11 protein-coding genes and 1 pseudogene are annotated in these 11,550 nt (G+C 53.4%); 6 read left to right on the forward strand and 6 right to left on the reverse strand.

Annotated features, from left to right (window positions below):
• The first annotated feature begins 126 nt into the window (after nucleotides 1-126).
• Nucleotides 127-393 carry an LOG family protein gene (locus tag ACR1UW_RS03460; protein ID WP_445236771.1) on the forward strand — a complete coding sequence of 89 codons (267 nt, stop codon included), beginning with the start codon at nucleotides 127-129 and terminating at the stop codon, nucleotides 391-393.
• A 119-nt stretch (nucleotides 394-512) separates the two neighbouring features.
• Here ACR1UW_RS03460 and ACR1UW_RS03465 read toward each other — a convergent pair whose 3' ends face one another.
• Entirely contained in the window at nucleotides 513-1,289 is a 777-nt protein-coding gene (locus tag ACR1UW_RS03465) for a VOC family protein (RefSeq protein ID WP_498934541.1), read from the reverse strand.
• Nucleotides 1,290-1,317: 28 nt separating this feature from the next.
• Nucleotides 1,318-1,908: a hypothetical protein gene (locus ACR1UW_RS03470; protein WP_498934543.1), complete on the reverse strand. Its 591-nt coding sequence runs from the start codon at nucleotides 1,906-1,908 to the stop codon at nucleotides 1,318-1,320.
• A 622-nt stretch (nucleotides 1,909-2,530) separates the two neighbouring features.
• On the opposite strand from ACR1UW_RS03470, the gene gatC reads away from it, so the two are divergent.
• The 4 genes from gatC to ACR1UW_RS03490 all read left to right on the forward strand — a co-directional run bounded on the left by gatC (nucleotide 2,531) and on the right by ACR1UW_RS03490 (nucleotide 7,214).
• On the forward strand, nucleotides 2,531-2,821 hold the full coding sequence (gene gatC, locus ACR1UW_RS03475) for an Asp-tRNA(Asn)/Glu-tRNA(Gln) amidotransferase subunit GatC (protein WP_014194780.1): 291 nt from the start codon (nucleotides 2,531-2,533) through the stop codon (nucleotides 2,819-2,821).
• A gap of 12 nt (nucleotides 2,822-2,833) precedes the next feature.
• Nucleotides 2,834-4,291 (forward strand): Asp-tRNA(Asn)/Glu-tRNA(Gln) amidotransferase subunit GatA, encoded by a 1,458-nt coding sequence (gene gatA / locus ACR1UW_RS03480; protein ID WP_033016665.1) that lies wholly within the window; start codon nucleotides 2,834-2,836, stop codon nucleotides 4,289-4,291.
• A gap of 13 nt (nucleotides 4,292-4,304) precedes the next feature.
• Nucleotides 4,305-5,735 carry an Asp-tRNA(Asn)/Glu-tRNA(Gln) amidotransferase subunit GatB gene (gene gatB / locus ACR1UW_RS03485; protein ID WP_498934545.1) on the forward strand — a complete coding sequence of 477 codons (1,431 nt, stop codon included), beginning with the start codon at nucleotides 4,305-4,307 and terminating at the stop codon, nucleotides 5,733-5,735.
• 174 nt (nucleotides 5,736-5,909) lie between these two features.
• Nucleotides 5,910-7,214: a homocysteine synthase gene (locus ACR1UW_RS03490; protein WP_498934547.1), complete on the forward strand. Its 1,305-nt coding sequence runs from the start codon at nucleotides 5,910-5,912 to the stop codon at nucleotides 7,212-7,214.
• Between the two features lie 224 nt (nucleotides 7,215-7,438).
• On the opposite strand, the gene ACR1UW_RS03495 is transcribed toward ACR1UW_RS03490, so the two are convergent.
• The 4 genes and pseudogenes from ACR1UW_RS03495 to ACR1UW_RS03510 all read right to left on the reverse strand — a co-directional run bounded on the left by ACR1UW_RS03495 (nucleotide 7,439) and on the right by ACR1UW_RS03510 (nucleotide 9,914).
• Nucleotides 7,439-8,068: an ABC transporter permease gene (locus tag ACR1UW_RS03495; protein ID WP_498934548.1), complete on the reverse strand. Its 630-nt coding sequence runs from the start codon at nucleotides 8,066-8,068 to the stop codon at nucleotides 7,439-7,441.
• A gap of 254 nt (nucleotides 8,069-8,322) precedes the next feature.
• Nucleotides 8,323-8,565: a CBS domain-containing protein gene (locus tag ACR1UW_RS03500; RefSeq protein ID WP_338147131.1), complete on the reverse strand. Its 243-nt coding sequence runs from the start codon at nucleotides 8,563-8,565 to the stop codon at nucleotides 8,323-8,325.
• A 17-nt stretch (nucleotides 8,566-8,582) separates the two neighbouring features.
• Nucleotides 8,583-8,761, reverse strand: a pseudogene (locus ACR1UW_RS03505) (glycine betaine ABC transporter substrate-binding protein); the annotation flags it as partial.
• A gap of 463 nt (nucleotides 8,762-9,224) precedes the next feature.
• Nucleotides 9,225-9,914: a hypothetical protein gene (locus tag ACR1UW_RS03510; protein ID WP_498934550.1), complete on the reverse strand. Its 690-nt coding sequence runs from the start codon at nucleotides 9,912-9,914 to the stop codon at nucleotides 9,225-9,227.
• A 144-nt stretch (nucleotides 9,915-10,058) separates the two neighbouring features.
• On the opposite strand from ACR1UW_RS03510, the gene ACR1UW_RS03515 reads away from it, so the two are divergent.
• Nucleotides 10,059-11,549 carry a TIGR02677 family protein gene (locus ACR1UW_RS03515; RefSeq protein WP_498934552.1) on the forward strand — a complete coding sequence of 497 codons (1,491 nt, stop codon included), beginning with the start codon at nucleotides 10,059-10,061 and terminating at the stop codon, nucleotides 11,547-11,549.
• The last annotated feature ends 1 nt before the right edge of the window (nucleotide 11,550 follow it).

Below are 11,550 nucleotides of genomic sequence, written 5' to 3' on the forward strand. Positions count from 1 at the left end.
AGGCCGTCCGAACGATGGTGGAAAGAACAGGGAGAGCATTGTATAATGACGGTAGGAAAATGAGCGCAGCACTCGAAAACGGATGCAAAACGAGCAACAGGTTATGGCAGGAGGCGGGTGTGAGACTTGAAGGCGATTTGCGTGTTTTGCGGATCAAGCAATGGAAACGATGGGAGATATAAGGAAGCGGCGAAAGCGCTCGGAACGTTTTTAGCCCGAAGCGGCATTACGCTCATTTACGGCGGAGGGACACGGGGCTTGATGGGAGAGGTTGCTGAGGCGGCGCTGCGTCATCAAGGGCGCGTGGTTGGGATCATTCCGCTGAAAGTTTTGGAGAAACATACGGGTGGGACACGGTTGGACTCCCCCTTTGCCATCTATGGTTTGCGATAATCAAGAAGCGGTTACTCCATCTTATTCAGCGGCAAAGGGGAGTATGTGGGAATGCATTCGCCAAGGGCTGGCACGGCGCCTAGCGCGAGGGGGCGCAGCATGTGGCAATACAATGGCCGTCAAGAGCCAGATATGATGTACGTGGCGCCCTCGATTTCGATGCGGCGCGGTTTCTGCACGCCCACAAGCCGGCACGAAAACGGGCGCGTCGATGGATGACGGCGGTCAGCCTCATAGAACCGAATCGCAATGCCGCCGACAGCGAGCTCCGCGTATGCTCCCGCTTCATCGCGCCCGACATCGGGTTCGGGCAAGTCAAACAGCCGGCGGTAGCCGTTGACCGTCCGCTGGAGATCGAGGGTGTAGAGGCTAATTGACGACAGCGAAACAGAGCCAATCGGGTGTCTCATGAGCGGCGCCAGCTCGTTCATGCGTACGTCATCACGGTCGCCCCATTGAATGAAAAACGGATAGCGAAACGCGCCGTCTGTGTCGTCTTCGATAAACAGCATCGACCATGTGAGCTGCTTGCCGTCATCGCGCTCGCGGCTGCCGGGGAGCGGACCGACTGGGGCGAATCCTTTGCTTTTCAGCTGCGCCGCCACCGCTTCGATGTCGTTCGTGCGAAAGGCAAACTGGGAGAAGCCGCTTCCTTCTTGGCGGTCGGCGACAAGCTGAGTGATGAGCGGGTTTCCGCACGTTCTCGCCGTCTGTATATCGGCAATGCCGATCCACTCGATGTAGCGCAAATGCTCCACGTAACATAAGGCGTTGTACGTTCCCCATGATGGATGACGGCCGCCGTGGATGGCCACAAGCCCCCATTGTTCAAACGCCATTTTCACTTGCTCCGGTCGTTCGACGAGATGGACGAGATGGTCAAACGCGACATGCATGGCAGCGGCCTCCTCTTAGATGAATCGATCAGCGGAACAGCATTTCTTTCAGCTTGTAAATGATTCGTTCGTTGTCGACGGTGCGGTGGGCGATAAAATTCAAGTCCAGCTTGATGTCTTCGATTTGGGCAGCCAATTGTTCGTAACGGGAGTCCATTTTTTGTTCGAGGCGGTCCACCGTTTGTTTCAATGAGGAAAATTCCCGGTGAAGCTGGTGGACGTCAGCGGCGAGAGCTTCCAGTTTGGCGTCTGTTTCGTCTTGGCGGTGGAGGAGAGCAGCCACGATGCCGTTTAATTCCGTTTGCCCAGCGCGAAGCGAATCTTGTTCTTGACGCAGACGCTGTTGTTCCAGGCGGATTTCCTGCTGTTCTTTTCGAATCTCTTGTTGTTCTTTTCGAATCTCTTGTTGTTCTTTTCGAATCTCTTGTTGTTCTTTTCGGATTTCTTGCTGTTCTCTCCGAATTTCTTGTTGCTCTTTTCGAATTTCTTCTTGTTCTTGGCGAATGGCGATTTGTTCCCGCTCGAGCCGCTCTTGGCCCTCTACGAGCTTTTGCAGCGTGCCATCCATGGCGCTTAGGCGGTCGAGCACTTGGGCGAGCAAAGCGTCACTCATCGTCATGATTCCCCCTTTTTCGTCCGTTACAGCCATTATAGTACATATGTTCGGGATTGTCAATCAAGAAAATTTGAACATCCATGGCGGACAAACTCCTTCACATTCCTTGTTTGTCAAGGATTTATTCCATATCGGTGCAAAAAAATCCTCCCGATTTTTGTCAGGAGGGTTCTCCCATGGAAGCGAATACTTTTGGCAATGCGATGAAGATTACGTAATCTGCATATGTCCATGGATGATTTTGATTTGGCAGCGACATGCAATTTCCCTCCTTGTGCTTTCATTTTATCGTATTTCTTTGAATAAAAAAAGGCGTCACGAGCGATTCCTTCCTGTGTCTAAAATAGGAGCTCGTCCTTTTCCTCCCATCAACCGTTTACTCATGCGTGTGCCATCCCATCGTGCGCTGTTCAGGAAAACGAAATATTCCTACATCAAACATCAAATCCCCCCGGTTTCACGCCTGCCTTCGCTATTGGGAGGTGTTATGGAACGTTGTATTCATTTGCATCGTGAATATATAGATTGATTCTCGCCCAGAACACGTGGCAACGGTTGCTTCATTGGATAAAAGTTTGGTATCATCATGGTATTGTGATAGGTCGAACTCGTTGGAGGTGAAACTATGTCGCGAATTTCTATTGACCAAGTGAAACATGTCGCCGATTTGGCGCGGTTGGCGATTACCGATGAAGAGGCGGAAATGTTTACGAAACAGCTCGATGCGATCATTACGTTTGCCGAGCAGTTGAATGAATTGGATACGGAGAACGTTCCGCCGACTTCGCACGTGCTTGATATGAGAAATGTGATGCGCGAGGATATTCCAGAACCGGGGCTGCCGCGCGAGGAAGTGTTGAAAAACGCGCCGGATCAGCAAGACGGCCAGTTCCGTGTGCCGGCCATTTTAGAGTAAGGAGGGGGATTTATGTCGCTTTTTGACCATTCCGTATCAGAATTACATACGTTGCTGCAGAAAAAAGAAGTGTCGATTTCCGATTTAGTCGACGAATCGTACCGACGCATCGGCGAAGTGGAAGAAAAAGTGCAAGCGTTTTTAACATTAAATGAAGAACAGGCGCGGGCGAAAGCGAAGGAGCTCGATGACCAGCTCGCCAAAGGCGAAGAAACGAACCCGCTGTTCGGCTTGCCGATCGGCATTAAAGACAACATCGTCACAAAAGGATTGCGCACGACATGCGCCAGCAAAATTTTATACAACTTTGACCCGATTTACGACGCGACCGTTATGGAGCGGCTGAACGCTGCGGGCGCCATTACGATCGGGAAGCTGAATATGGACGAGTTCGCCATGGGTTCGTCGACAGAAAACTCTGGCTTTCAGCTGACGCGCAACCCATGGGACTTAGAGCGCGTTCCGGGCGGCTCGAGCGGCGGTTCGGCGGCGGCGGTGGCGGCAGGGGAAGTGCCGTTTGCTTTAGGTTCGGATACGGGCGGTTCGATCCGCCAGCCGGCGGCGTTTTGCGGGGTTGTTGGTTTGAAGCCGACATACGGCCGCGTCTCGCGCTTCGGGCTTGTCGCGTTTGCGTCGTCGCTGGACCAAATCGGTCCGATTACGCGCACGGTCGAAGACAACGCCTACTTATTGCAGGCGATTGCAGGCGTCGATCCGATGGATTCGACATCGGCAAACGTGCCGGTGCCGAACTATGTGGAGGCGTTGACCGGGGACATCAAAGGATTGAAAATCGCCGTGCCGAACGAATATTTAGGGGAAGGCGTCGACGAAGGCGTGCGCCAGTCGGTGCTGGCGGCGCTTGCCGTGCTTGAGAAGCTCGGTGCAACGTGGGAAGAAGTGTCGCTGCCGCATTCGAAATATGCCTTGGCGACGTACTACTTGCTCGCTTCGTCGGAAGCCTCGGCGAACCTCGCCCGCTTTGACGGCGTCCGCTACGGCTACCGGACGGACAACGCGAAAAACTTGATCGATATGTATAAACTCACACGGAGCGAAGGATTCGGGGCGGAGGTCAAGCGCCGCATTATGCTCGGGACGTTCGCGTTAAGCTCGGGCTATTACGATGCGTATTACAAAAAAGCGCAAAAAGTGCGGACGTTGATCAAGCGCGACTTCGAAAACGTATTTGAACGATATGACGTCATCATCGGCCCGACAACGCCGACGCCGGCGTTTAAAATCGGCGAGAAAACGAGTGATCCGCTGACGATGTACGCAAACGACATTTTAACGATTCCGGTCAACCTGGCGGGCGTGCCGGCCATTTCCGTGCCGTGCGGCTTTGTCGACGGCTTGCCGGTCGGCTTGCAAATCATCGGCAAGCACTTTGATGAAAGCACGGTCTATCGCGTCGCCCACGCCTTTGAACAGGCGACTGACTACCATAAGCAAAAACCGGTGTTGTAAGGGGGGTTAGGTGATGAACTTTGAAACGGTCATCGGACTTGAGGTGCACGTCGAGCTGAAAACGAAATCGAAAATTTTCTCCAGCAGCCCGAACGCGTTCGGAGCGCCCCCAAACACGCAAACGAACGTCATTGACTTAGGGTATCCGGGCGTGCTGCCGGTGTTGAACCGGCAGGCGGTCGAGTTTGCGATGAAAGCAGCGATGGCGTTAAACTGCGAAATCGCGACCGAGACGAAATTCGACCGCAAAAACTATTTTTATCCGGACAACCCGAAAGCGTACCAAATTTCGCAATACGACCAGCCGCTTGGCAAAAACGGCTGGATCGAAATCGAAGTGAACGGGAAAAAGAAAAAAATCGGCATCACCCGCATTCACTTGGAAGAGGACGCGGGCAAATTGACGCATACAGGCGACGGCTATTCGCTCGTGGATTTTAACCGCCAAGGGACGCCGCTCATTGAGATCGTCTCGGAGCCAGACATCCGCTCGCCGGAAGAGGCGTACGCCTACTTGGAAAAATTAAAAGCGATCATCCAATACACGGGCGTCTCCGACTGCAAAATGGAAGAAGGATCGCTCCGCTGCGACGCCAACATTTCGCTCCGGCCGATCGGATCGGACCAATTCGGTACGAAAACGGAGTTGAAAAACTTAAACTCGTTCAACTTCGTCCGCATGGGGCTCGAGTACGAAGCGAAGCGGCAGGAGAAAATTTTGCTCTCGGGCGGCGTCATCCGTCAAGAAACGCGGCGCTTTGACGAAGCGACAAAAACGACCATCCTCATGCGCGTCAAAGAAGGCTCGGAAGACTACCGCTACTTCCCGGAGCCGGACTTGGTCATGCTTTATATTGACGACGAATGGAAAGAGCGCGTCCGCGCCTCGATTCCGGAGCTGCCGGACGCCCGCCAGAAGCGGTATGTCGAAGAGTGGGGCCTGCCGGAATACGACGCCAAAGTGCTGACATTGACCAAAGAAATGGCCGACTTCTTCGAAGCAACGGTCGCCAACGGCGCTGATCCAAAACTGGCGTCGAACTGGCTCATGGTCGAAGTGTCCGGGTACTTAAACGCCGAACAAAAAGAGCTGCATGACATCGCCTTGACGCCAGAAAGCCTAGCAAGCATGATCAAACTCATCCAAAACGGCACGATTTCGTCGAAAATCGCGAAAAAAGTGTTCAAAGAGCTTGTTGAAAAAGGCGGCGACCCGGAGAAAATCGTCAAAGAAAAAGGGCTCGTGCAAATTTCCGACGAAGGAGCGTTGCGCAAAATTGTGCTCGAAGTGCTTGACGCCAACCCGCAGTCGGTGGAAGACTATAAAAACGGCAAAGACCGCGCGCTCGGTTTCCTTGTCGGCCAAGTGATGAAAGCAACAAAAGGGCAAGCGAATCCGCCGCTTGTCAATAAGCTGTTAATAGAGGAAATTGGAAAACGTTGATGAAACAAATAGGAGTCCTGCCCACCGGCAGGCTCTGTTTTCAATAAAAATTTTTTCACTATTAAAAAAATACAATTGACAAACGTTGTGATCGAATGATAGATTTTCTATAAAAAACCAATTGATTTAGTAGGATATGAAATCTCGAAGGGTCAAAGAGGGGGAGAGGAAACGATGAGCCATGAACAAACTTTCCGCCCGGAAACGCTTGCCATCCACGCCGGGCAAAAACCGGATGCGGAAACGGGCGCGCGGGCGGTGCCGATTTACCAAACAAGCTCATATGTGTTCCGCGACAGCGAGCACGCAGCCAATTTATTTGGCTTGAAAGAGGAAGGGTTTATTTATACGCGCATTATGAACCCAACGAACGATGTGCTTGAAAAACGGATCGCGGCGCTTGAAGGCGGCATTGGGGCGCTTGCGCTCTCATCAGGGCAGGCGGCGGTGTTTTATTCGATCATCAACATCGCCTCGGCGGGCGATGAAATCGTGTCGTCGTCGTCCATTTACGGCGGCACGTACAACTTGTTCGCCCATACGCTGCGCAAGTTCGGCATTACGGTGAAGTTTGTCGATCCGTCCGATCCGGAAAACTTTGAGCGGGCGATCACCGACAAAACGAAAGCGTTGTTTGCGGAAACGATCGGCAACCCGAAAAACGATGTGCTTGACATTGAAGCGGTCGCCGACATCGCCCATCGCCACGCCATTCCGCTCATTGTCGACAACACGGTGGCCAGTCCATACTTATTGCGGCCGATTGAATTCGGCGCCGACATCGTCGTCCACTCAGCGACGAAGTTTATCGGTGGGCACGGCAATTCGATCGGCGGCGTGATTGTCGACAGCGGCAAGTTTGACTGGAAAGGGAGCGGCAAGTTTCCGGAGTTCACCGAACCTGATCCGAGTTATCATGGTTTGGTGTATGTGGATGCCGTCGGCGAAGCGGCGTACATCACGAAAGCGCGCATCCAGCTGTTGCGCGACTTAGGGGCAGCGCTGTCGCCGTTTAATGCGTTTTTGCTTTTGCAAGGATTAGAGACGCTTCATTTACGGATGCAGCGTCATAGCGAAAATGCGCTCGCTGTTGCTAAGTTTTTGGAAGAGGAAGAAGCCGTCGAATCGGTCAATTATCCGGGGCTTCCAAGCCATCCGTCACATGAACTCGCGAAAAAGTATTTGCCAAACGGGCAAGGTGCGATCGTCACGTTTGAAATCAAAGGCGGCGTCGAAGCCGGGAAAAAACTGATCGACTCGGTCAAGCTGTTCTCCCATTTGGCCAACATCGGCGATTCGAAATCGCTCATCATCCACCCGGCCAGCACAACGCACGAGCAGCTGAGCCCGGACGAACAGCTGTCCGCCGGCGTCACCCCGGGCCTTGTGCGTCTGTCCGTCGGCACGGAAGCGATCGACGACATTTTGGACGACTTGCGCCAAGCCATTCGTCAAAGCCAGACGGTGGGGGTGAAATAGTTAGGAAGGACGAAGTCACCCGGCGAGCGGGTGGCTTTCAAAGTGCGGGGAGTTCTATACGGAAAACGCTTGACGATGGTTCTTTATTCGAATATGCGTTCCCTATTCGCATGATCTGAGGGAGAGACTCATTAGTATTGACGCCAGCCTGTTCCGGCCGTTCCGAGGTGGAAGGGCAGGGACGCGGTGTTCGAATTCTTGTTGGGGTGGCGCCAAAGGGCTGATTACAGCCCCTTGGGCGTCACTTTCTTTTCCACTTTGCGCAGCAGCCAGTCAAACACAATCGCCAACATGGCGGCTGGGATGGCGCCGGCTAAAATTAAGTTTTTGTCGGCGATGCGCAGACCGCGGTCGATCAAGTCGCCAAGCCCGCCGGCGCCGATAAACGTCGCTAAGGCGGCGACGCCGATCGTCAGCACCGTCGCGGTGCGCACGCCGGCCATAATGACGGGAAGCGAGAGGGGAAGCTCGACCATCCATAAAATTTGCCGCGATGTCATCCCCATCCCTCGTCCGGCGTCAACGAGCGTCGGGTCAACGCCGAGAATGCCCGTGTACGTGTTACGCAAAATCGGCAATAGGGCATAAAGCGTCAAGGCGATAATCGCCGGCAGTTTGCCGATGCCGAAAATCGGCAGCATAAACCCAAGCAACGCCAAGCTCGGAATCGTTTGGATGATGTCGGCAATGCCGATAATCGGCTCGGCGAGTTTGCGATACCGCGTCAACACCACACCGAGCGGCACGGCTATGACGATCGCAATGCTCATAGCGATGGCGGATAAGAGCACATGTTCTTGAAAGGCGATCCAAATATCATTCTTTCGTTCGATAAACGTCTGCAATAATTCCATCGTATCCCTCCTTGGCGGAAAAGCGGCAGCGGGTGGCTGTCGCTTGGTCATGGGCTGAGACCGAAAACTTGAAAAGGTTTTGGTTCACTAGCGGAACGAATCCCATCGGCAAGCCCGCTTGGAGCGGCCTTGTCTTTTCAAAATGAGACGTGTGATTCAGGCGGGACGACGGCCGCGGCAACGTTTCTGGCTAGATGACAAGAAACGGGGCGGCATCGTTTTTTCAAGCCCCCATTCGCCCGTCTTCGTTGGCATTAGGCATGTTGCTGGAACGTCCACTCCGCGAGTGCGCGCATCATGCTCGAGCGCGTGATCCCGCCGACGAGCCGGTCGCCGTCCAACACCGGAATGATGCGCACATCCGGGTCTTGGAACAGGGCGGCGACGTTGGTGACGTCCGCTTCTTTCGACAACGTCGTCACATCGTAGTCGGCGATGTCGGCGACTAATAAATGTTCTTCTTGGTAGCGCTGTTCGATTTGTTTTAAGGTGACGATGCCGAGAAAGACCTGCTTTTTATCCGGGCATCCGTCGTGTAGGCGGTGATGACGTCAATCTCTCCATTTTTCGCCGCTTCGTATTGCAAGTCTGGGTCGATCGTCACTTTTTTCTTGAACTGAAACCCGTACGTATCAACAAGCCCGTCATAGCCGTCGCTTCGCTCAAAAACTCGGCGTCTGACCCAAAGGTAAGCTTTTTCAGCTGATATCATACAAATGAACGGGGATAAAAAAAGCAGCAAAAAGACGCGGAGGGAGGTGAAAAAGCGTCACAAACAAAGGATACCGTAATTTGGGTGCGGCTGGCAAATTTGGTATCGGCCGATATGTTTGTCTCTCGCTTGCTCTCGCGGCGATGAGCGTTCTCTCCTCCTTGATCCTGAAAAATGCTCGGGAATGCTTGCGAATCCTCCTAGATGCTCCGAATTCGAGATGTTTGCATAAGCCTCGTGTTCATCCATCGATGCGCCAGCCAGGCATGACCCGCGCCGTTCATCGAGAGTGCGGGGTTATGCTACCACTTGCCGCGAGAAGGCCGGCGCCTTGGCAAATGGTCAAGGTGAAGGCTAATCGATAAACACTCGAACAAAAAAGGCAGCTCACGGCTGCCTAGTGAAAAGGGAATAGGTGTTGAACATTTCTCTGTGGGGAACGTGTTACGCATAAACAAGGCGATGAAGGGCGCTTTCCGTTTTGAAGACGCGGGCGTTTAAAACAGAGAGTCCCGCTTCATGTTCGGCGAGGGCAGGCAGCACTTTGTCTTCAAGGATGGATGTGATACGGGTGAGGTCGCCTTTCATATGATGAAGGTCGTGCGCCATCGCCTCGTATTTGGCGGTCAGCACTTCTTGCCCATGGCGGAGCGCTTCAACGATCGCCTTCGTTTCGCTTGTGCGCTCATCCAGCAAGTCGATTTGTTGCGCAAGCGTGGTCGTCTGCTCGTTCAGTTGAGCGACTTGGTGTTCGACAGTGCCCATGCGTTCGTTGAGTTGGGCGACTTGGTGTTCGACAGTGCCCATGCGTTCGTTGAGTTGGGCGACTTGGTGTTCGACGGTGCCCATGCGTTCGTTCAGTTGGGCGACTTGGTGTTCGAGGTTGCTTGTCCGCTCGTTCAGCTGAGTGAATTGTTGCTCAAGGGCGCTCGTCCGCTCATTGAGCTGGGCCATTTGCGCTTCGAGAGCGCCCGTTCGTTCATTAAGGTTGGCCGCCAGCACTTCAAGGGCACCCGTTCTTTCATTGAGCTGGGCCACTTGCCCCTCCAAGGCGCCAACCCGTTGCTCGAGCGATTCGACCGCCGCGCGCGTCGCTTTCACTTCATGCAAAATTTCCCGCAGCAACGCTTCCATTCGTTTCACCTCCTTTTCCCCTCTATTTTACAAAAAACGCGCGCCGATGGCGAGAAAAAATAGGAAAACGGTTTTTGCTAGAAAAAGAGCGGAGAAAATCGTTACAATAAACATAGGAAAAAATCGAAGCAAAGGTGGACGGAAATGGATGCCACATGGCTCAAACCCATTGTCGAAACCAAATATTTATCGACCGAAAACGCGCACCGCTACCGGGCGATTTTGCGCTATTTCTACATTCAGCACGAGCGGATGCGCCAATATTTGTTTCCAGAAGAAGTGTACGCTTTTTTAAAGCAGCACGAGGAGTTTGCCGATTACACAGAAGATGACTTGCAGCAAGACCTCGACCAGCTCGTGAAATGGAACAACTTGATCGCCCGTCAAGAGACGTCCCACGTGCGGACGATTGAAGAGTTTAAGAAAAAGCGGTTTCGCTACCAATGCAGCCCGTACACGGTGGAGATCGAGCGGATGATCCGCACGCTTGAGCAGCTTGGGGATTCGTTCGGAGGATCGCTTGAGAAAACGCGGTTTGACCGCTTGTATGCTTCCCTTTCCCGCATCGAGGCGATCATCGCCTCCGGGTTTCAGGAACAGAGAGATGAAATGTACCAAGTATGGGAAGAGACGTTCGATTATTTCAAGAAAATCATCCAAAATTCCGCAGACTATATGGCCTATTTACATAGCGAAAACGTGGAAGAGCGGATGACGTCCGAGTCGTTTCTCGTCTATAAAGAGCAGTTTACGGCGTACTTGCGCGATTTTATCGTCGCCTTGCAAAAAACGTCGATGCAGATTGAACAATTGCTTGAAGATCTGCCGGAAGAAGGGGTTCGGCAGTTCATCGGGCATGTCGTCGACTATGAGCGGTCGATCCCGCGCTTTGCCGATTCACTGCCGCCGCGCGCTGTGCAGATTGAAGAAAAATGGGAGACGTGGCGCAGCTTGTGTGAATGGTTTTTAGGCCGCAACGGGCGCGAGAGCGAGCTTTCGTTTTTGCAATACCAGACAAATGAGGCGATTCGCCGTCTGACGCGCGTCGTGCAGCGGCTTGGCGAGCGGCATCATCATTTTCGCAGCCGCAAAGGCGACTACTTGCATTTGGCGCGCTGGTTTTCCCGCCTTGAATCGATTGAAGAGGCGCACTGCCTGTCAGCGGTCGTATTCGGCTGCTTCCATACGAAACATCTCGTCGCTGATGCGGAGGCGACCGACAACATATACCGCGACGTATGGGACGAGCCGCCAGCCGAGTGGGTGACGAAGCCGCGCGTCCGCCATTACGGGGAAAAGAAAAAGCCGCAGGCGATTGAAGACAAAGAACGGGAGAAAGAAGAAGCGCGCCTTCGCTATTTGGAAGAAAAAGAGCGCGAGGAAGCGGCGCTCAGACAGCTTGTGACCGATGGAAAAATCGTGCTGGCTGACCTTCCCGAGGTGACTCCATATGTACGAAAAACGCTGCTCGGTTGGATCGCCAAGGCGATGGGGCGCGAGGGGCAAGCAATGAAGACGGAAAACGGGTGGGTGGTCAAAGTGGTGAACAAAGAGGGGACGATTTGCCTTCGCGCAGAAGATGGGGAACTCGTGATGCCGAACTACGAAATTCATGTGCTTTCGGGAGGTGAGTGAG

Source organism: Geobacillus lituanicus, from assembly GCF_050994965.1.
In the GTDB taxonomy this organism is placed as follows: domain Bacteria; phylum Bacillota; class Bacilli; order Bacillales; family Anoxybacillaceae; genus Geobacillus; species Geobacillus stearothermophilus.